Genomic DNA, 20,957 nt, shown 5'->3' with positions numbered 1-20,957 from the left:
CTTGACGGTTATATAAGGCGATTGTTCCGCGATATAACCCCTTTTGGCCCGAAAAAAGCCCGTTAACCAATGAAATCAAGCCCATAAAATGGACCCTTCCGCTCCCGTCAAACCCGCCCGCCTCACCCGCTCGCTGCTGGGCCGCAGCCGCCATGGCGCGCTGGCCACGCTGATGGCGGGTAGCGGCGATCCGTATTGCTCGCTGGTCAATGTCGCATCAATGCCCGACGGGACGCCGATCCTGCTGATCTCGCGGCTGGCGTTGCACACCAAAAATGTTCTCGGCGACCCGCGCGCGTCGCTGATGCTGGACGAGCGGGCGCCGGGCGACCCGCTGGAAGGCGCGCGCATCATGCTGGCGGGCACGGCGGAAGAAGCGCAGGGCGACGATGTCGCAAGACTCCGGCGGCGCTATCTCGCGGCCCATCCGTCGGCCGAGGAGTTCGTGGACTTCAAGGATTTCTCGTTCTTCCGGATCAAGCCGGGCAGCGTTCATCTGGTTGCGGGGTTTGGCCGCATCGTCGATCTCGCGCCGAAAGATTTCCTGACCGATCTCGCCGGCGCGGACGCGCTGATCGAGGCCGAGCCTGACATTGTCGCGCATATGAACGCCGATCATGCCGACACCATGAACCTTTATGCCGTGAAGCTGCTCGGTGCGTCGCCGGGAGCATGGCGTTGTACCGGCTGCGATCCCGAGGGGCTCGACATGCAGGATGGATCGCGCACGCTCCGGCTCGACTTTCCGCAGCGTATCGCCGCACCCGCCGCACTGCGGCATGTTTTGAAGGGACTGGCGGACCGGGCGCGGGCTCTGCCAAGCCCGTGAAATTCAACCCGTTTTAGCCGATTCCGGTCTGCGTTAGCCGAATATGACGGATCGACTTGGCAAGCCGCGCGTTGGCTACTAATAAGTCGCCGGATTGAGGCCCGGGAGCTATGATCCCCGGCATCCGCGACAGGGGCGTTTGGCGACAGGCGCGCGAAACGATACGCGGTCTTTGTGGGAGATTCTAAAAGTGCAAGAGACGGGTGTACGCAACGGTGCCTTCGGCGCCGACAAATTCGGTTTTAAAAACCTCAAACAGGTCAACTGGAATCTCGGCACAGCGCCGCTCTATGAGCATTCGCTGCGCAACAATGAAGCCGAACTGTCGGCCGGCGGCGCGCTTGTCGCAGAGACCGGCGTGTTCACCGGGCGATCCCCGAAGGACAAGTTCACGGTGCGCGACGCGCTCACCGACAAGACCATGTGGTGGGGCGGCAACCAGTCGATCACGCCCGAGCAGTTCGAAGCGCTGTATCAGGATTTCCTCAAGCATTGCGAAGGCAAGTCACTCTTCGCGCAGGATCTCTACGGCGGCGCCGATCCGAAATTCCAGATCAAGACGCGCGTGTTCACCGAAATGGCGTGGCACTCGCTGTTCATCCGCACGCTGCTGCGCCGTCCCGAGATGGCCGAGCTTGCGAGCTTTGCGCCGGAACTGACCATCGTCGATCTGCCGAGCTTCCGCGCCGATCCGAAGCGTCACGGCTGCAAGTCCGAGAACGTCGTCGCGATCGATTTCACCCGCAAGATCGTTTTGATTGCAGGCAGCCAGTACGCCGGCGAAATGAAGAAGTCGGTGTTCACCACGCTGAACTACTTCCTGCCCGCGCAGGGCGTGATGCCGATGCACTGCTCGGCCAACGTCGGCCCGAACGGCGACAGCGCAATTTTCTTCGGCCTGTCCGGCACCGGCAAGACCACGCTGTCCGCCGATCCGAACCGCACGCTGATCGGCGACGACGAGACCGGCTGGGGTCCGGATGGCATCTTCAATTTCGAAGGCGGCTGCTACGCCAAGACCATCAAGCTGTCGCGCGAGGCAGAGCCCGCAATCTATGACGCCAGCATCTGCTTCGGCGCCGTGCTCGAGAACGTCGTGCTCGATCCGATCACGCGCGAGCCCGATTTCGACGACGGCTCCAAGACCGAGAACACACGTTCGGCGTATCCGCTTGAGGCAATCCCGAACGCATCGCGGACCGGCCGCGCCGGTCATCCGAAGAATCTGGTGATGCTCGCCGCCGACGCGTTCGGCGTGATGCCGCCGATCGCCAAGCTGACGCCGGCGCAGGCTATGTATCACTTCCTGTCGGGCTATACCGCGAAGGTCGCGGGCACCGAACGCGGTCTCGGCAACGAGCCGGTGCCGGAATTCTCGGCCTGCTTCGGCTCGCCGTTCCTGCCGCGCGATCCGACCGAATACGGCCAATTGCTGAAGGAATTCATCGCCAAGCACAACGTCGACTGCTGGGTGGTCAACACCGGCTGGACCGGCGGCAAGTACGGCACCGGCAGCCGCATGCCGATCAAGGTGACGCGTGCGCTGCTGACCGCGGCGCTGAACGGTTCGCTGCGCAACGCCACGTTCCGCACCGACAAGTATTTCGGCTTCGCAGTGCCGACCGCGCTGGATGGCGTGCCGAGCGACATCCTCGATCCGGTCAACACCTGGAAGGACAAGGCGGAGTTCGACAAGACCGCGCGCGGTCTGGTGGCGATGTTCCAGAAGAACTTCGAGAAGTTCGAAAAGCAGGTCGATGCCGACGTCCGCGCCGCTGCCCCCGAGGTTAAGCTCGCGGCGGAGTGATCGCTTTTGCAGTAATAAAAAGGGCGGCTCATTGAGCCGCCCTTTCGTTTGTCTGAAGCGTGGCGTTGGCGTCTGAATTCAGCGCGCCGTCGCCGTCGTCGTCCCCGTGGTCTTGCCTGTCGCGACGTTCAGGATCGATCCGTTCTGAAGGTCGATCCGGTAGGCTTCGCGCAGCACGTTTCCGGCGAAGCCCAGTTCGACGATCGAAATGGTCTTGAACGAGACCGGAATGCCGTCGGGAAGAATCTGGTTGAACTCGACCGCCGCCTGATCGAAGTCCTTCTTCAATTCCGGCGTGAACTTCACGTTGCTGTAGACCAGCGTGTTGTGCGGATTGTGCGAACGCAGCTCCTTGCCGTCCTTTACCACGTTGACGCCGCTGACGCCGACGGTCTTCACCAGATCCTTCGCGGCATCGCTCATGACGGCGTAGACCGGCCCCGTGCAGCGCGGCAGCGGGCCGTCGCGCAGCGGTGCGAGCGCGGCGGTGGCGGCGGTGTTGAGCGCCATCATGGCCTCGAAGTCCGCACCTTCCTTGACGATGCCGAGGTCGACCCACCATGGCTGTCCCGCGCCCTTGGCGGCTTCGGTGGTGTAGAAATTTTTCAGGGTGACGTTGAGAACGCCCGGCAACTTCGGCAACGCCTTCAGCATCTTCTCGGGCGTCGTCGGGTCCGCGCTATGAATGTGGACGACGGTTACGTGCGGAATGTTGAAGCGGGCGGCCTCGTCTTCAAGCTTCGCGTTCAGGAGTTTCTCGCGCAGCAGGCCCGTGACGGTCACGTTGAGGATGTCGTTGGTTTCCTTCGGCAGCGTGTAGACGAGGCCGAATGTGCGGGCGTGCGGGCGGAAGCCCGGCGACGACAGCGAGCTGTTATCGACTTCGGCATGGGCTGCGAATGCAAACACGGATGCCGCTGCGGCGACGGCAACGGTTGCGAGGCGATGAGACAATTTCTGGATCATGGAAAAACTCCGGTTGGGATCTTGGACACGCCCGCAACAACCGGAAATGGCGGTGAGAGGACCGCAGTCACAGGAGCCGGATCGCGAGCAGGTGGCCGGACCATGGCCTGCGAATATGACAGGCGGATTGGGGCGCCGTCACAGCGCGCTGCGGCAATTAGCCCCTCTGTGGACGGCGCGCCGTCGTCTCAAGCCTTGAAATACACCACCTGCGAGGTGGTCGCGAGCAGGCGTCCGCCGGGTGACCACAACTGGCCGGTCTGGTCCGAAAAACTTTTGTGAAAGATATTTGCGTCGGCGACGCCAAGCACCGCCGTGGTGTCCTCGGCGGCGAGGTCCGCGGCATCGGCATGGAAAACCGTTGTCATCGACACCGTTCCGATCGGCACGATGGTGCCGCGGGCATGGAAGATGCGTGCGAAGAACGTATCCGACATCGATAGCAGCGACAGGAAATCGATGGGCCGGGGCGTGGCGTCGCTGAGCCACATCCTGGAATAAGCACTCGCCGGAGTATCGAGAGGGGTGGCGTTGTAGCCCGGCGCGCCTTCCACGAAGCGGAATTGATATTGCCGCACCCAGTTCGCGATGCCGCTATCAGGCAGCGGCCTGACCTGATCGAACGGCGGCGCCGGCGGCATGGTTGCCGGCTGATGCGACCATGACGGACGCCGGATCGCGAACACGGCGGTGGCGAATGCCGCAACACCGTCGTCCTGCGTGAGTTCAACGAACCAGTGCTGCGTCGAACGGGTCGCCTTGATCAGGCGCACGCCAAGATCGAAGCCACCGCTTGCGACCGGCGCGCAGAGGTTGACCGTGACCGACAGCGGATCGCCGATCCGTTCCGGATGCTGCATGATTGCGCGCAGCATGGTCGCCGCGGTGACGCCGCCGAACGGGCCGACGAAGGCGAAATAGTCTTCGCTGGCTGCCCCGCGCAACCGGCCGTCCACCGTCGTGACCTGCGTGGCGCGGTCGAACGGATGGGTGGTCTCGCTCGACGTTTGATTGGCGGCTTTCCGGGATGTTTTTTCCAGCATTGTCGGGCCAACTCCGTTTATCTGCCGCAGTCTTCGCAGGATCGCCGCAGGATTCAATGACGCGCGAGGTAATGGCCGTCATGCGCGGCGAAGTCAGGAAAGGGCGCACGCTTTCCGATCGTTCCACAGGAACACGCTGCTCGCTGGCAGGTTGACTGCTCGCCCGCCGGAATCGTTATATTCCAGTATGGGCGCGCTATTCCAAACGTAACATCGGGAGGCTCTGATGGCGGATAACGACGGCATCAAGATCGCCAGTCTCACGCACGACTTCGTAGCGAAGAAGTCATTCGTCGGCCTGATATGGGAAAGCGACTCCAGCAAGAAACTGGGGCTCGAGGTGCCGTTTTGCTGCACCCCTGAGCAGCTTCCGGCCGAGGCTGAAAAAGCTGTGCGCAAGCTCTCTTCCGAACTCGCATCGATCCCTATCACGGTCGTGCCCTGAGGCTTGCGCGGCGGCCTGTACCAAATAAAAGGAACAAATTAAGAACACTTTAGCAAGTCATTGATATATCATTGTGATTCGGCGCATCACGCCACCACATCTAGGGTCTGTCATCGGTCTTGAGGACTACATGTCCAATATTGCGTTCGACAACACGGCGCTGACGCGCATCGCGGACTTCGCCCGCACGCTCTCCCGTCTCCACACCGCCTCCCGCACACGGGTCGTGGACGACGACCAGATCGACCGCGAGTTCAACGCGGTCTGCATGTCGGTGTGGGGCTACACCACCGACGACTTCAGCGACGACCTGTTCTCGCTGAAGGACCATGCGTTTCTCGATGCGCTGGACGAGGCGCGGGCGCGCATCTTCGCCGCCGAGCATGGCTACGATCTGGTCGACGACACCGGCGTCCTCGCCGACTGGTGGGGCTATTGCTGGATGATCCTCGCGGAACATCGCGGGCTGCTGACGCCGGAGATCCGGGCCAAGGCGCGCATGGCGATGGAAGAGAAATATCTCGCGGCACCCAACGTGATCGGCGTCATCGTCGGGCGGTAAGCGGCCTTAGCGCGCTTCAGCCCGCTTGGCTTTCGGGGCCGCGATCTTTGGCGCGGGCGCCGCAGGCTGCGACAGCTTGGGCTGCGCCAGCGATCCGGTTATTTCCGGCGGCGTGAAACTGTCCTCGGAAATTTCCGCGGCTACCGGCGTCACCTTCATTTCGCCGAGACGCGCGCGCAACTCCTGCGTCAGGCCGGGGTAGCTGTTCACCGGCGTGAATTCCGTGGTCTGACCGTTCGCGGTCTTGACGCCGGAATAGGCGACCAGCCCGTTCGCGGTGGCGACAATGTCGCCGGGGCGCAGCGTGGTATCGAGCGTCAGATCGACAGGCGCGAGGCCCGCGGGATCGCGGCCGTTACAGGTGCAGTCCGCTTTCAGCGCCTTGCGATAGGCGAATGCATTCGGCGAATCGACATAGCGCTCGCCCATGTTACCGACCGCGTAATCGATGCTGTTGCCGGAATAAACCCTGGTCGGGCTCGCCGGGCAGAACGCCTGGCACATCTGCGCCGGCGTGCTGCCGCCGCGCGAGGTCAGAGGGAAATAGCGGCCGTCGCAGCTTCGCACGCAATAGCTGGTGAAACGTCCGCCGGGGGATGCAGCCGGGGCGGGCGCGGGATTCGGATTGGAGAAAAGACCCAGCGGATCGGCGAAGGAATTGCTTTGCGATTGCGGCGATGGCCGCTCAGGCTTTTCGTTGCCGAACAGGAAATCGAAAATGCCGGCGGACGCCGCGCCGGGCGCTATCGCGAATGCCATGGCGGCAGCGAGAACAAGCGCCATGCGGCGCGGCGCGCGCGAACTACGCAACTGTTTACGCAACTTTGGCCCCACTCACGCAACGCTGACGCCCGCGGCATCGATTGCCGCAGCGTCAATGACCTTAATGCGAGATGGTAAACGCGAGGTTAGGAGCGCGGATGGGAGCGCCGGGCTTCGCGCAATTTGACCATGACCTGAAGCGCGAGATTGGTCGGCGTCGGAATGGCAAGCTCCGCGCCCTTTCGGACGACGTAGCCGTTCAGATAATCGATTTCGGTGGGCTTGCCGCGCACGAGATCCTGCGCGGTCGATGAGTATTGCTCCGGCATCGTTCCGGCCAGCGCGAACACGGTGTCGCCGATGTTGGCCGGAATCGGAATGTTCAGCGCCCGAGCCACCGCGACGCATTCGCCGATCGCGCTCTCCATGACGTCGGTGACGCCCTGGACTTTGAGCATGGGTCCATAGGGAAGTTCGGCCACCGCCGACAGCGCATTGTAGGCGCAGTTCAGGATGAGCTTGACCCACAACTCGCCGATGACGTTTTTCGAAACCGTCGTGGGAATAGCGGCGTCGCTGAATTGCCTGGCAATGCTCTCGCTCACCGGCGAAGGGCCGATGATGAGATCGCCCCGCCCCTTGTGTCTGACATGCCCCGGGCCTGCCATCTCGGTGGCGACATAGACGGCGGCGGGAACGGCAATTTGCCGGATGGTTGCTTGCAGGCGTTCCGCATTGTCCACGCCATTCTGAAGGCACAGCACAGTGGCATCCGGCTTGAGGTGCGGGGCGATCGCGCGGCCCGCGGCTTCGGTGTCGGCCGATTTCACGCACAGCAGCACCACGTCCGCGCCTGCGACGCCGGATGCGTCCGCCGTCGCCTGCACCGGAATGCTGCCGTGGAAGCTGCGGCTTTCAAGCACAAGACCGTGCGCCTTGATGGCTTCGACATGATGAGGCCGCGCGATCAGGGTCACGTCATGACCCGCGCGCGCCAGCATCGCGCCGATATAGCTCCCGACGGCGCCGGCGCCCATGACGGCTGCTTTCATGATGCCGCTTTCATGACCGTAGAAGAATCTCCGTTCAGAAGAACAGGAACGTCGCCAGGATAAAGGTGGGGATCAGCACCAGCACGGACCAAACCATGTAGCCGAAGAAGCTCGGCATCTTCACGCCGGCCTGCCGCGCGATGGCGTAGACCATGAAATTCGGCGCGTTGCCGATATAGGTGTTGGCGCCCATGTAGACCGCGCCCGACGAAATCGCCGCCAGCGTCGCGGATTTCGCCGTCATCAGCACCTGCGGATCGCCACCTGCCAGCTGGAAGAACACCAGATAGGTCGGCGCGTTGTCGAGGAACGACGACAGGATGCCGGTTAGCCAGAAGTAGGCGGCGGCGTTGTTGCTGCCGTCGGCATTGGTGACGAGGCCGAGCAGGGCGGCGAACGGCCCTTGCGCGCCCGCCTGCAACATCGCCATCACCGGCACGATGCAGATGAAGATGCCCGCGAAGAGTATTGCGACTTCCTGGATCGGCCCCCACGAGAAGCCGTTGGCCTCCCGATCCGCCTTGCGAGTCATGGCGATCGACCAGATCGTCACGAGAACGAAGATCACGTCGCGCGCGAGATCCTGTATCTGCAATTCGACGCCGGCGACGTGGAACGACACGCCGGGCTTCCATTGCGCGCTCATCAGGATGGCGGCGATGATAACGGCGATCAGCAGGAGGTTGATCTTGCCGTGAAGTTTCAGCGGCGAGTCGGGCGTCGGGTCCTTCTTTTGCGAGAAACGGCCTTCGCGATGATGCAGATAAAGGTCGATCACAAAAAAGATCGCAAGCACGATTCCGCCCACCACCAGCGTCTCTTGCCAAAGATGTTTCGTCGTCCAGAAGAAGTCGACGCCTTTCAGGAATCCGATGAACAGCGGCGGATCGCCGAGCGGCGACAACGCGCCGCCGATATTGGCGACCAGAAAAATAAAGAACACCACCACATGGGCGTTGTACCGCCGGCTGTCGTTGGCGCGGATCAGCGGGCGGATCAGGATCATCGCCGCGCCCGTGGTGCCGACGATGCTGGCCATGACGGCGCCGACGGCAAGCAGCACGGTGTTGGTGAACACGCTGTCGTGCAGATTGCCTTCGAGATAGATGCCGCCGGCGACCGTGAACAGCGCCAGCAGCAGCAGGATGAACGGCATGTATTCCAGCAGCGCCGTGTGTGCGAGCGTCGTCGTGACGGTGGAAATGTCAACGGTCAGGAACAACGGAACGACAATGAGCGCCGCCCAGAGCGTGGTGAACTTGCCGAAGTGATGTTCCCAGACATGCGGATAGAACACCGGTCCGGTGGCGATGCACAGCAGGATACCGATGAACGGCAGCGCCCACAGGATCGAGAGCTTCGCGCCGTTCAGGCCTTCGGCGGCGAAGGCGACGTCCGGGCACAACAGGAGAAAAAGCGAGAGCGCGGCGAGCCGCCGCGAATGAAATCGATCAAACAAATCTCAGCCTTTCAAAAACTCGCCCGCCTTGTAGAGCGCGCGGAAGGGAATGCCGGCTTTCTCGAACGCTTCGGTCGCGCCTTCGTCGCGATCGACCATGGTGAACACCAGCACGACCTCGCCGCCGGAGTCCTTCACGGCGTCCACGGCCTTGACGGCCGAGCCGCCGGTGGTGGTGACATCCTCGACGATGACGATGCGCTTGCCGGCGAGGCTCTCGCCCTTGGCGAGGCCTTCGACCGCGAGCCGTGCGCCGTGTTCCTTCGGCTTCTTGCGCACGAAGAAGGCGGCAATGGGGTGTCCCTTGAGCCACGACAGTTGCGCTATCGCGCCGGCGATCGGCACCGCGCCCATTTCCAGCCCGCCGATGTAATCGATCGCATCGTCCTTCAGCGCGTCGAATGACAGTTCGGCGAGCAGCGCCGCGCCCTCAGGGTCGAGCATGGTCGGCTTGAGGTTGAAATAGAAATCGCTCTTGCGGCCGGAGGCGAGGGTGATTTCGCCACGCCCGAACGAACGCTTGTGGATGATGTCTTTGAGGCGGGCGCGGGACGCTGATTTGGACAAGGCGATCTCTTCGAGTTATGGGATTTGCGGGAATTTACGGCATGATCCCGAAAAGTGGAAACCGGTTTTCGGAAAAGATCATGCCCAAACCGAAGCTGGCGTGGACATTCCACAGCGGATCGCACACCGTCAACAGCGCAAGATCAATAAAGGCAGGCCCATGACCATCGATCTCTACACCTGGAATACGCCCAACGGCCGCAAGATCAGCATCGCGCTGGAAGAAATGGGTCTTCCCTACAAAGTGCATCCCATCAATATCTCCAAGGACGAGCAGCTTGCGCCGGATTTCCTGAAGATCAGCCCGAACAACAAGATTCCCGCCATCGTCGATCCGGACGGTCCGGGCGGTAAGCCGGTCAGCGTCTTCGAGTCCGGGGCGATCCTTTTGTACCTCGGGGAAAAAACGGGAAAATTCCTGCCGAAGGACCTGGGCGAGCGGATTCCGGTGCTGGAATGGCTGATGTGGCAGATGGGTGGTTTCGGGCCGATGCCTGGGCAGGTGCATCATTTCATCGCGCTGGAGAACGAGCACGACCGCCGCTACGGCCTCGAGCGATTTTCAAAGGAGACGCGCAGGCTTTATGGCGTGCTCGACCGCCGCCTCAGGGGCCGCGAATTCGTCGCGGACAAACTGTCGGTGGCCGACTTTGCCATTCTCGGCTGGGCGTGGCGGCACGAGCGCCACAAGGTGCCGCTCGCCGAGTTTCCGGAGGTCGAGCGCTGGTACAATGCGATGATGGCGCGGCCCGGCGTGAAGCGCGGGTTTGAGGTGAAGCTGGGTTAATTTGGCAGCGTGGGGGAAGCTGGTTATTCATGTTGAGATTTGAAGAGGTAGTAGGGTCTGTCGATAAGCTAATGGGGGTAAAGGCCGTATTTGGTCGCTCTGCAGCACCCGTTATGTGTTTTGGGTCGCACGGCGATGACAGAGTAAAAGACAGAGGGCATTTCTCACTAGCGAGGCGAACAGCGGAGAAGGCAATCACGCAACCCTATTTGGTATCCATTGGTGGAGGAGACGATGTTCCGCCAGAGTTGCGTGGACGTGCACTAGAGCTCATTCGCGTGACTGGCGTATACGGAGAAACAAAGGCTTTCGTTTTAGATCAAGAGTATTTGCGCAAGCTCGCCCGTTGGCCCGTCGCGGTAGTAACCTTTGAGGTTTACCGAATAGAGGGGGAACCGCGGTTGATTGAAGACTTACAGTTTCCACACAAGCAAATTCTTGCAAACGCATATGACGGTGTGCGTCGCGATGAAGCCGAAATCCGCCGCTTGTGGGAGACGATAAAAAACAGAGCGGTCAGCCGCCGGGTCGACATTGCTTTACCGACGGGATTCCGCGATCCGGGAAAAGTAATGCAGTTTTGGACGGCATACCCAAAAGTGCTTGCCACCTCGGCTGAGGGTAAAAAGATATGGAAAGCTCAAAGCATTGCGGAACGAGATAAAAATCTCGTCTTAGCAGTGAAGGAGGCCAATCGTGATGCTAACGAAGGAAAATTATTGTGTCAGGCCTGCGATTTCTCACACGAGAATCGATCGCTATTTGACGCTCACCATCTTTTTCCATTGGCTCTTGGCATCCGCGAAAGTCGCTTGGATGACTTTGCTGTCCTGTGCCCGAGTTGCCATCGGTGGGCACACGTATTTGGTCCGGATAAACTACAGCCGGTGCCAATAGCGGAGCTAAAATTGTTGCGGACGAAGCCCTAGTGCGCCTCGTCCCAGTTGTTGGCGGCGCGGGCATCGACCTGCAACGGCACCGACAGCGCCACCGCCGGGAGCGGCGCGTCCTGCATCACCTGCTGCACCACCGGCAGCGTCTTCGCGACCTCGTCGTCCGGCACCTCGAAGATCAGTTCGTCGTGGACCTGCAACAGCATCTGCGCCGATAGTTTCTTCTCGGCGAGTGCGTCTTCCATCCGGATCATGGCGCGGCGGATGATGTCGGCGGCGGAGCCCTGCAGCCGCGCATTGATGGCGGCGCGCTCGTTGAACGAGCGGATCGACGGATTGCTCGCCTTGATGTCCGGGTAGTGACACTTGCGGCCGAAGATCGTCTCGACATAGCCATGCTCGCGGCAGAAGTCGCGCGTCGCGTCCATGTAGGCGCGGATGCCGGGGAAGCGTTCGAAATATTTCTTGATGTACGCACCCGCTTCCTCGCGCGGGATGCCGAGCTGATTGGCAAGCCCGAACGCCGAGATGCCGTAGATGATGCCGAAGTTGATCGCCTTGGCGCGGCGGCGCACTTCGGCCGGCATGTCCTTGATCGGCACGCCGAACATTTCCGACGCCGTCATGGCGTGAATGTCGAGCTTGTCCTGGAACGCCTGCTTCAGCGACGGGATGTCCGCGATCTCGGCCAGCAGCCGCAACTCGATCTGCGAATAATCCGCCGACACCAGCTTGTAGCCCTTGGCGGCGATAAAGGCCTTGCGGATCTTGCGGCCATCCTCGGTGCGCACCGGGATGTTCTGCAGGTTCGGCTCGTTGGATGAGAGTCTTCCCGTGGTCGTCGCCGCGAGCGCGTAAGTCGTGTGCACGCGATGGGTCTGCGGGTTGACGTATTCCGGCAGCGAGTCGGTATAGGTCGACTTCAGTTTGGTGACCTGCCGCCATTCCAGAACATGTTTAGGGAATTCGTGTCCGGCTTCGGCCAGTTCGTCGAGAATCTGCGCCGACGTGGACCACGCGCCGGTCTTGGTCTTCGCGCCGCCGGGCAGGCCCATCTTGCCGAACATGATGTCGCCGAGTTGCTTCGGGCTTCCCGGATTGATCGGCTCGCCCGCCATCCTCTGAATCTCGGCTTCGACCCGTGCGGCGGTCTGCGCAAACTCGCCCGACAGGCGCGACAGCACCTGACGGTCGATGGAAATGCCGCGCCGTTCCATGCGCGCGAGCACCGGCACCAGCGGCCGCTCCAGTGTTTCGTAGACCGTGTTGACGCGATACGACAGCAGACGCGGCTTCAGCACGCGCCACAGCCGCAGCGCGATGTCGGCGCGCTCGGCGGCGTATGCGGTCGCCTTGTCGATTGGCACCTGATCGTAGGCGATGCGGTTCTTGCCGGTGCCGGTCAGGTCCGTGAAGCCGATGGTCTTGTGGCCGAACCAGCTCTCTGCCAGCGATTCCTGATCGTGTTTCGCGCGGCCCGCGTCGAGCACGTAGGAAATCAGGATCGTGTCGTCGATGGGGGCCATGGCAATGCCGTGCTGCGCCAGCACGACGGAATCGAATTTCAGATCGTGGCCGATCTTGATGACGCCGACATCCGTGAGCAGCGGCTTCAGCGCGGCCAGCGCATTGGCGGCCTTGATCTGATCGGGCGCGAGGCCTCCGGCAAACAGGCCGGAGCCGTCGCCGGGCTTGGTATGCGCCAGCGGAAGATAAGCGGCCTGGTTCGCACCGAGCGCAAGCGAGATGCCGCAAATCTCGGCCTGCATCGGATCGGCGGTGCTGGTCTCGATGGTCAGCGCGACATGGCCGATGTCGTAAGCGCGCGCGATCCAGCGCTGCAACTCGTCGAGCGAACTGATTGTCGCGTATTTGGCGCGGTCGAATTTCGCGCTGCGCGCTTCGGCGGCACGGGCATCGGCAAGCGCTTTCGGCGTCTGCGGTCCACCATTGTCCGTGGCCTGCTTTGGCTTTGCAGATCCGGACCACTGGCCGGCATTGGACGTTGCGTTTGAAGTACCCTGGGCCAGCAGATCAGGCTCGCCGCCCAGCGCCGGCGTGGCGGGCGATCCTGCGGCGACATCGGCGGGTGCGAACGCGCTTTTCATGCCGGCGTCGGCTTCGACATCCGCCGGATCGATCTGCGAATACTCCGCCACGCGCCGCGTCAGCGTCGAGAATTCCATCGCTTTCAGAAACGAGATCAGCTTGCGCGAATCCGGCTCATGCACGGCGAGGTCGTCGAGTGGGACGTCGAGCTTAACTCTATCGTCGAGCTGCACGAGTTGGCGCGAGATGCGCGCCTTCTCGGCATTCTCGATCAGCGCTTCGCGGCGTTTCGGCTGCTTGATCTCGGGCGCGCGCTTGAGCAGTGTTTCGAGATCGCCGTATTCGATGATCAGTTGCGCCGCGGTCTTGATGCCGATGCCCGGCACGCCCGGCACGTTGTCCACCGAGTCGCCCGCGAGCGCCTGCACCTCGACCACCTTCTCGGGCGGCACGCCGAACTTCTCGATCACCTCGGGAATGCCGATGCGGCGATCCTTCATGGTGTCGTACATGGTGACGCAGTCGGTCACGAGCTGCATCAGGTCCTTGTCGGAGGAGACGATGGTCGCGGTCGCGCCGCGCTCGCAGGCTTCGCGGACGTAAGTTGCGATCAGGTCGTCGGCCTCGAAGCCGGCCTGCTCGAGACAGGGCAGGTCGAACGCGCGCACCGCTTCGCGAATCAGCGCGAATTGCGGAATGAGATCGTCCGGTGCGGGCGGGCGCTGCGCCTTGTATTCGGGATAGAGCTTATTGCGGAAGGTAACTTCGGACTTGTCGAAGATGATCGCCAGATGCGTCGGCCGATTATCGGGCGGCATATCGCGCATCAGCTTCCACAGCATGTTGCAGAAGCCGAGCACGGCGTTGACCTGCAAGCCGTCGGACTTGCGGTTCAGCGGCGGCAGCGCGTGATAGGCGCGGAAGATGTAGCCGGAACCGTCCACCAGAAAGACGTGGTCGCCTTTTGAGGGCGCACTGGAGGCAGGGGCCTTTGTTGCGGCTGGCGGCTTGGCGGCGGCAGGCGATTTCGCGGGGGATGCAGGCTTTTTCGGCATGGCGGCAACTTAAGGATTTTGGCCGCGATTAACACCCCTTTGGGAGGTAGATGCGCACTGGAATCTTGGGTGCCGTTCCCGGAAAATCAGTGTCGTCCCCGCGAAAGCGGGGACGACACTGCGGATGGATGGATTTACTCCGCCGCCTGCAAGGCCGGGCGCGGCTGTTTCGGCGTAAGCCAGAACATGGCCGGCCGCTCGAACAGGAAGTTGAGCCCGGCGCGTTTCGCGCCCCACCACATCGCCAGCGCACCAAGGACGCCCGCGGCGGTGTCGATCAGCGAGACCAGCCCGATGTCGGGGATGATGCCGGTCTTGAGCAGCACCACGCGCACGATGGCCATCGGCAGGAAGAAGGCGAGATAGATGACGATGGAGTGCTCGCCGCAATAGCGCAGGGCTCCGAGCCAGTTGGCGCGGGCGAGCAGCGTGCCCATGATGATGATGGCGCAGGCGCCGGCAAAGCCGAGCGCGAGCGAAATGCCCGGCCGTTCGCTGAAGCCGGAGAACACCACCACGGCGTTGGCGACCGCCCATGCGGCGAGGCCGAGCAGGGCGACGCCCGGCTGGGCGCGCGCGCGATTGGCCAGCACGAACACGTAGTTCGCGAACAGGTAGCCGGAATAGAAATACACAAAGCGCGAGGCGAACTCGTCGATCACGGTCCAGCCAGTCGTGATATGCGCCATCTCGAGCGCCGCTGCGGCGAGCCAGATCACCGGCGCCGGAATCCGCAACGTCGCTTTCGTCACGACAAAGAAGACCGGCAGCAGGTAGATGAACCACAATGTGCCGAACGGCTCGATGAAAGCTTGCAGGTACATGACACCGACATGAACCCAGCCCTGCTCGGCGGCGAAGCCCGGCGCCTTGAAGGCGAACTGGATCGTCACCCACAGCACGTAGAAATAGGCGAAGTGGACCACCTTGCGGTCGAGATAGGTGCGCCAGTCGCGATCGATCACCCGCGCCAGGAACAGCCCCGAGATCAGGAAGAAATCCGGCATCCGGAACGGCCGTGCGAACTCCACCAGCAGGTGCATGAAGCCCTGCTTGCCGGCGGCCGCCTCGACGCCCAGCGTCGAGTGCATCATCACCACCATGACGATGCAGATGCCCTTGGCGTAATCGACCCAGTCAAGCCGCCCCGAGGCTGGCGACGGGTGTATGCCGGATGTGCTGATATTGCTCATGGGTGTCTCGTTTCGGTCCAATCCGGCGCCACTTTGGGGCGCAGGGGTTTCATTCTCCTTTATTCATACAAATGTTGTGCCCAATTCACGTGGATTTGCGTTAAAAGGCCCGCGAAAACAACGTCGTTAATTTTGCTTTGGGGATAGGCTTCATGCGGATTGCCATGATCGGCACGGGCTATGTTGGGCTGGTTTCCGGGGCCTGCTTCGCGGATTTCGGCCATCGCGTCACCTGCGTGGACACCGACGCCGGCAAGATCGCCGCGCTGAACCGGGGCGAAATTCCGATTTTCGAGCCCGATCTGGACCGGCTGGTGGCGGCGTCCGTGCAGGCGGGGCGGCTCGATTTCACCACCGATCTCGCCGGACCTGTCGGCAAGGCGGATGCGGTGTTCATCGCGGTCGGAACGCCGTCGCGGCGCGGCGACGGCTATGCCGACCTCACCTATGTTCATGCCGCAGCGCGCGACATCGCCAAGGCCCTGCAAGGCTTCACGGTGATCGTCACCAAATCCACCGTGCCGGTCGGCACAGGCGACGAGGTTGAGCGCATCATCCGCGAGACCAATCCGCAGGCGGATGTCGCGGTCGCGTCCAACCCGGAATTTCTGCGCGAGGGTGCGGCGATCCGTGACTTCAAGCATCCCGACCGCATCGTGGTTGGTACCGATGACGAACGTGCGCGCAAGGTCCTCGGCGAGGTCTACCGGCCGCTGTATCTCAATCAGGCGCCGATCATGTACACCGAGCGGCGCACGGCGGAGTTGATCAAGTACGCCGCCAACGCTTTTCTCGCGACCAAGATCACCTTCATCAACGAGATGGCGGACCTTGCCGAAAAGGTCGGCGCCGATGTGCAGGAGGTCGCGCGCGGCATCGGGCTCGACAACCGCATCGGCCCGAAGTTTCTCAACGCCGGTCCCGGCTTCGGCGGCTCGTGTTTTCCGAAGGACACCCGCGCGCTGGTGAAGACCGCGCTGGATCATGATGTGCCGCTGCGCATCGTCGAGGCGGTGCTGGCGGTCAACGACAACCGCAAGCGCGCGATGGCGCGCAAGGTCTCGACCGCGCTCGGCGGCAACCTGCGCGGCAAGACCGTCGGTCTGCTCGGCCTGACCTTCAAGCCCGACACCGACGACATGCGTGAGGCGCCGTCGATTCCGCTCGTGACGGGACTGCTTGATCTCGGAGCGAAAGTGCGCGCCTACGATCCGGCGGGCATGGAGCAGGCGAAAACCGAACTGCCGGACATCACCTATTGCGAAGATGCCTATGCTGTCGCCAAGGATGCCGACGCGCTGGTGATCGTCACCGAGTGGCGGCAATTCCGCGCGCTCGATCTCAAGCGGCTGAAGCGCGAGATGGCGACGCCGGTGATCGTCGATCTGCGCAACATCTATCGCCGCGAGGACATGGAAGCGCTCGGCTTCATCTATGAGAGCGTCGGGCGCGGGGCGATTTGAGTCTGCTCCAGGACGCGCTTGTGTTCCAAATACGATGTCGTCCCCGCGAAAGCGGGGACCATACTTCCCGAGCAAGCTGATATAGACATGGCGCCAACGACCTTCAGTGGTTATGGGTCCCCGCTTTCGCGGGGACGACGATGATGATGCAATGAACTTCTCCACGCCCCTTCCCATCGACGCAGTTCTCGGCGAGTTGTCCGATACGATGGCGCGCAGCAGCACCGCCGTGCTGGTCGCGCCGCCGGGCGCGGGCAAGACCACGCGCGTGCCGCTGGCGCTGCTCGATGCCGCATGGGCGAAAGGCAAGAAGATCATCGTGCTGGAGCCGCGCCGCATCGCCGCGCGCGCTGCCGCCGAGCGCATGGCGCAGACGCTGGGCGAGAAGGTCGGCGAGACCGTCGGCTATCGCGTTCGGTTCGGCTCGAAGATTTCGCGCAGCACCCGGATCGAGGTCGTCACCGAAGGAATCTTCACGCGGCAGATTCTGGACGATCCGGAATTGTCCGGTGTCGCTGCCGTGCTGTTCGACGAATTCCATGAGCGATCGCTGGATGCCGATCTGGGTCTGGCGCTGGCGCGCGATGCGCAGCAGGGCTTGCGCGAGGATTTGCGAATCCTGGTGATGTCCGCGACGCTCGATGGCGCGCGGGTCGCAAAACTGCTGGGCGATGCGCCTGTCATTGCCAGCGAAGGCCGCGCATTTCCGGTGGACACGCGCTATCTCGGCCGCAAGCCGGACGTGCAGATCGAACGGCAGATGGCCGACGCCATCGCCACGGCGTTGCGCGCCGATGCCGGTTCGGTGCTGGCGTTCCTGCCGGGTGCCGCTGAAATCCGCCGCACGCAGACGTTTCTCAGCGAGCGCGTCAGCGATCCGAACACCGAGATCGTGCCGCTGTTCGGTGCGCTCGATGCTGCCGTGCAGGACCGCGCGATCTCGCCGCCGCCGAAAGGCCAGCGCAAGGTGGTGCTGGCGACGTCGATTGCCGAGACGTCGCTGACCATCGAGGGTGTGCGCATCGTGGTCGATTCGGGCATGGCGCGGGTGCCGCGTTATGAACCGGACATCGGTCTCACGCGGCTGGAAACCATTCGTGCCTCGCGTGCGGCTGTCGATCAGCGCCGCGGCCGCGCGGGACGCACCGAGCCCGGCATCTGCTACCGGCTGTGGGACGAGCCGCAGACAGCGTCGCTGGAGGCCTATACACGCCCGGAAATTCTCTCCGCCGATTTGTCCTCGCTGGTGCTTGACCTCGCGCATTGGGGCGCGAGCGATCCGTCTACGCTGGCGTTTCTCGATTCCCCGCCGCTGCCTGCGTTGACCGAAGCGCGTGCGTTGCTCCGTGAACTGAATGCGCTCGACGACTCGGGCCGCATCACGCCGGAAGGCAACAGCCTGCGAGCGCTGGCGCTGCCGCCAAGGCTCGCGCGCATGATCGTGGATTCGCATCGGCTGGGTGCAGGCGAGGAGGCGGCGCACATTGCGGCGATTCTCACCGAGCGCGGACTCGGCGGTGACAGCGCCGATCTCGACGCGCGGCTGGATAACTTCCGCCGCGACCGCTCCCAGCGCGCGCAAAGCGCGCGGCAGTTGGCGGAGCGGTGGGCGAGGCAGGTGGCAGCGAGCGAACCGTTTGACGCTGACGATCATTCGCTCTCGACGGGCATCATGCTTGCGCTCGCCTTTCCCGATCGCGTGGCGCGCAATCGCGGCAACGGATCGTTCGTGCTCGCCAACGGACGTGGCGCGTCCATCGAGCAGGCCTCCGCGCTGGCGAAGTCGCCGTACATCGCGGTGGCCGAACTGACCGGCACGGCGGCTAACGGGCGCATCCTTCTGGCTGCGCCGATCACGCAAGCAGAAATCGAACAGCAGTTTGCCGATCATATCCAGATCGACGACGAGGTGACGTTCGACAGATCCGCGATGGCGCTGCGCGCCCGGCGCAGGAAGAAGCTGCACGCAATCACGCTGTCGGAACAAACCCTGCCGGTCTCACCCTCGGCGGAGACCGCGCGGGTGCTGGCCGATGGTCTTGTCGCGGCCGGCATGGACCGCCTGCCATGGTCGAAGCCGCTCAAGCAATGGCGTGACCGCATCATGTTTCTACGCGCGGCGTCGCCGGACGAATGGCCGGACCTGTCTGACAGCGCACTGGCGGAGACACGCGGCGAGTGGCTGGTGCCCGCATTGTTCGACAAGACCTCGCTGGCAGGTTTCTCGGCGGGCGATCTGTCGGAGGCACTGATGGCGCTGCTGCCTTGGGAGAGCCGCGCGCGGCTCGACCGCGATGCGCCGACGCATTTCGAAGCGCCGACCGGCACATCGCTGCCGATCGATTATGAAGCCGAGCAGGGACCGACCATCGCCGTGCGGTTGCAGGAACTGTTCGGGCTCACGGTTCATCCGTCGATTGCGAGGGGCAAGATTCCGCTGGTGCTGGAATTGCTGTCGCCCGCGCATCGTCCCGTGCAGGTGACGCGCGATCTGCCGGGTTTCTGGCGCGGCTCCTATGCCGCCGTGCGCACGGACCTGCGCGGGCGCTATCCGCGGCATCCCTGGCCGGAAGACCCCGCCTCCGCGCCGCCGACCCGCCGCGTCAAACCGCGCGGGACATAAACACCGCCCGCCGCCGCCCGGATGGCGCTGAAATTAACGCTTCGCTCACCCTTATCGCGGAAAACGCTCTCTTGCCGGGGCCATTGGGTTCAAGTTCCGTCCGGCATGGTCAGGTCCAGGTCGAGTTCAAGGCGGATTCACGCCGGACCGGTTGAGTACAGGTGTGTGCGTTATGCGTAGCATCATGATTCTGGCGGCCATTCTCATCGTGCTGGGCACGTCCATGGCGACGGTCGCCGACAAGATCAGCAGCGAAAAGGCGCAGGCCAAGGCTGTCGACAAGACGAGGGCGATGAATGCTTTCGCGTCGGTGCAGCCGCAGACAACCGGACATGCCGGCGTCCGCAGCGTGACGATTCCGCGGGACGGCCGCGGTCATTTCCAGACCGAAGGCCGCGTGGATGGCCGGCGTCTCGGGTTCATGGTCGATACCGGCGCGTCGGTGATTGCGCTGAACGAAAAATCCGCGGCGCAGATCGGCGTTCGGCCGCGGCCCAGCGATTACACCGCGAACGTCTCCACCGCCAACGGCTCGATCAAGGCCGCGCGCACGCGCCTTGCGATGGTGGAGATCGGCGGGCTTGTGGTGCGTGACGTGGACGCACTGGTGCTGCCCGACGAAGCGTTGTCGGAGAACCTGCTCGGCCTGTCGTTTTTATCGAAGCTCAAGCGCTTTGAAATGGCCGGCGGCAAGCTGGTGATGGAACAATAAGTTCGCGTCTTACGCCACCCGCCGAAACACCACGCTGAGATTGTTGGCCGGCATCTCGGTCACGGCCGGCGCGGAAAATCCCGTATCCCGCGCCAGTGCCGCGACGGCTTCCAGGTCGCGCAATCCCCATTCCGGATTCCGCGCTTTTAGGCTTTGGTCGAATGTGTCGTTGCTCGGAGCGGTGACCACGCCTGCGCGCCGATACGGCCCATACAGATAAAGCGGAGCGCCTTCGTCCAACAGTTTCGATGCTCCGCGCAGGAGTCCTTCCGTCGCGCGCCATGGCGCAATGTGGATCATGTTGATGCAGAGCACGGCGTCGGCCGACGCCAGCGGCCAGCTGTCCGATGCGGCGTCCAGCATCATCGGCGGCAACACGTTGGCTGTACCGGTGTGTCGCGTCCATGCCGCGATGCTTTGCAGCGCCGCGTCTTCAGGGTCGGACGGCTGGAAGGTCAGGCCCGGACAAGCCCGCGCGAAATGCACGATGTGTTCGCCCGATCCGCTGGCGATTTCGAGGACTAGGCCCGTCGCGGGAAGTACGCCGCGCAGGACGCCGAGAATGGCATCGCGGTTGCGTTCGGTTGCGGGATATTGAAGGCGGCTGTCGGTCATGGCGCTCGATCTGAATGAAGCCTGTACGAGGATGCTGCCAATATGCCGCATTTCGATCCTAAATACTCCGCTCCC

Annotated in this window: 18 protein-coding genes; 9 read left to right on the top strand and 9 right to left on the bottom strand. The window is 62.9% G+C overall.

Features of this window, described 5'->3' with window-relative positions:
• Positions 1 to 88: 88 nt before the first annotated feature.
• Positions 89 to 829, top strand: coding sequence for a HugZ family pyridoxamine 5'-phosphate oxidase (locus tag AC1RKJ_RS11525; protein WP_492791094.1), 741 nt, complete (start codon positions 89 to 91; stop codon positions 827 to 829).
• Between the two features lie 190 nt (positions 830 to 1,019).
• Positions 1,020 to 2,636 (top strand): phosphoenolpyruvate carboxykinase, encoded by a 1,617-nt coding sequence (locus AC1RKJ_RS11520; RefSeq protein ID WP_492791093.1) that lies wholly within the window; start codon positions 1,020 to 1,022, stop codon positions 2,634 to 2,636.
• A gap of 78 nt (positions 2,637 to 2,714) precedes the next feature.
• Here AC1RKJ_RS11520 and AC1RKJ_RS11515 read toward each other — a convergent pair whose 3' ends face one another.
• Positions 2,715 to 3,602: a hypothetical protein gene (locus tag AC1RKJ_RS11515; RefSeq protein ID WP_492791092.1), complete on the bottom strand. Its 888-nt coding sequence runs from the start codon at positions 3,600 to 3,602 to the stop codon at positions 2,715 to 2,717.
• 188 nt (positions 3,603 to 3,790) lie between these two features.
• Positions 3,791 to 4,645, bottom strand: a complete 855-nt coding sequence (locus AC1RKJ_RS11510) for an acyl-CoA thioesterase (protein WP_492791091.1) — start codon at positions 4,643 to 4,645, stop codon at positions 3,791 to 3,793.
• 226 nt (positions 4,646 to 4,871) lie between these two features.
• Between AC1RKJ_RS11510 and AC1RKJ_RS11505 the strand changes: the two genes are divergently transcribed.
• Positions 4,872 to 5,090, top strand: a complete 219-nt coding sequence (locus tag AC1RKJ_RS11505; RefSeq protein WP_492791090.1) for a hypothetical protein — start codon at positions 4,872 to 4,874, stop codon at positions 5,088 to 5,090.
• Between the two features lie 130 nt (positions 5,091 to 5,220).
• Entirely contained in the window at positions 5,221 to 5,652 is a 432-nt protein-coding gene (locus AC1RKJ_RS11500; protein ID WP_492791089.1) for a hypothetical protein, read from the top strand.
• 6 nt (positions 5,653 to 5,658) lie between these two features.
• Here AC1RKJ_RS11500 and AC1RKJ_RS11495 read toward each other — a convergent pair whose 3' ends face one another.
• From AC1RKJ_RS11495 to pyrE, 4 genes are all read right to left on the bottom strand, one after another.
• The gene (locus tag AC1RKJ_RS11495) at positions 5,659 to 6,435 is read right to left on the bottom strand and encodes a DUF2865 domain-containing protein (protein ID WP_492792714.1); all 777 of its coding nucleotides are present in this window, start codon (positions 6,433 to 6,435) and stop codon (positions 5,659 to 5,661) included.
• A 125-nt stretch (positions 6,436 to 6,560) separates the two neighbouring features.
• A complete protein-coding gene (locus tag AC1RKJ_RS11490; RefSeq protein ID WP_492791088.1) occupies positions 6,561 to 7,466 on the bottom strand; it encodes a ketopantoate reductase family protein in 906 nt (301 codons plus the stop codon).
• Positions 7,467 to 7,500: 34 nt separating this feature from the next.
• Positions 7,501 to 8,925: a sodium:proton antiporter gene (locus tag AC1RKJ_RS11485; protein ID WP_492791087.1), complete on the bottom strand. Its 1,425-nt coding sequence runs from the start codon at positions 8,923 to 8,925 to the stop codon at positions 7,501 to 7,503.
• A 3-nt stretch (positions 8,926 to 8,928) separates the two neighbouring features.
• Positions 8,929 to 9,492 carry an orotate phosphoribosyltransferase gene (gene pyrE, locus AC1RKJ_RS11480; RefSeq protein WP_492791086.1) on the bottom strand — a complete coding sequence of 188 codons (564 nt, stop codon included), beginning with the start codon at positions 9,490 to 9,492 and terminating at the stop codon, positions 8,929 to 8,931.
• A gap of 160 nt (positions 9,493 to 9,652) precedes the next feature.
• Between pyrE and AC1RKJ_RS11475 the strand changes: the two genes are divergently transcribed.
• Together AC1RKJ_RS11475 and AC1RKJ_RS11470 are read left to right on the top strand one after the other, a co-directional pair.
• Positions 9,653 to 10,279, top strand: a complete 627-nt coding sequence (locus tag AC1RKJ_RS11475) for a glutathione S-transferase family protein (RefSeq protein ID WP_492791085.1) — start codon at positions 9,653 to 9,655, stop codon at positions 10,277 to 10,279.
• Between the two features lie 29 nt (positions 10,280 to 10,308).
• Entirely contained in the window at positions 10,309 to 11,208 is a 900-nt protein-coding gene (locus tag AC1RKJ_RS11470) for an HNH endonuclease (RefSeq protein WP_492791084.1), read from the top strand.
• Here the strand turns inward: AC1RKJ_RS11470 and polA are convergent.
• Complete coding sequence (gene polA / locus AC1RKJ_RS11465) at positions 11,205 to 14,276, bottom strand: DNA polymerase I (RefSeq protein ID WP_492791083.1); 3,072 nt, start codon at positions 14,274 to 14,276, stop codon at positions 11,205 to 11,207. The genes AC1RKJ_RS11470 and polA overlap by 4 nt on opposite strands.
• A gap of 134 nt (positions 14,277 to 14,410) precedes the next feature.
• Positions 14,411 to 15,469 carry an acyltransferase family protein gene (locus AC1RKJ_RS11460; protein ID WP_492791082.1) on the bottom strand — a complete coding sequence of 353 codons (1,059 nt, stop codon included), beginning with the start codon at positions 15,467 to 15,469 and terminating at the stop codon, positions 14,411 to 14,413.
• Between the two features lie 152 nt (positions 15,470 to 15,621).
• On the opposite strand from AC1RKJ_RS11460, the gene AC1RKJ_RS11455 reads away from it, so the two are divergent.
• From AC1RKJ_RS11455 to AC1RKJ_RS11445, 3 genes are all read left to right on the top strand, one after another.
• Positions 15,622 to 16,932 carry a UDP-glucose dehydrogenase family protein gene (locus AC1RKJ_RS11455; protein ID WP_492791081.1) on the top strand — a complete coding sequence of 437 codons (1,311 nt, stop codon included), beginning with the start codon at positions 15,622 to 15,624 and terminating at the stop codon, positions 16,930 to 16,932.
• A gap of 151 nt (positions 16,933 to 17,083) precedes the next feature.
• Positions 17,084 to 19,555, top strand: a complete 2,472-nt coding sequence (gene hrpB / locus AC1RKJ_RS11450) for an ATP-dependent helicase HrpB (protein ID WP_492791080.1) — start codon at positions 17,084 to 17,086, stop codon at positions 19,553 to 19,555.
• Between the two features lie 172 nt (positions 19,556 to 19,727).
• Positions 19,728 to 20,267, top strand: coding sequence for a TIGR02281 family clan AA aspartic protease (locus AC1RKJ_RS11445; protein WP_492791079.1), 540 nt, complete (start codon positions 19,728 to 19,730; stop codon positions 20,265 to 20,267).
• 9 nt (positions 20,268 to 20,276) lie between these two features.
• Here the strand turns inward: AC1RKJ_RS11445 and AC1RKJ_RS11440 are convergent, their stop codons facing one another.
• Complete coding sequence (locus AC1RKJ_RS11440) at positions 20,277 to 20,882, bottom strand: DUF938 domain-containing protein (protein WP_492791078.1); 606 nt, start codon at positions 20,880 to 20,882, stop codon at positions 20,277 to 20,279.
• Positions 20,883 to 20,957 lie beyond the last annotated feature (75 nt).

It is taken from the genome of Afipia sp. GW822-FHT04G07 (assembly GCF_058800765.1).
This window is presented reverse-complemented; position numbering and strand designations above follow the sequence as displayed.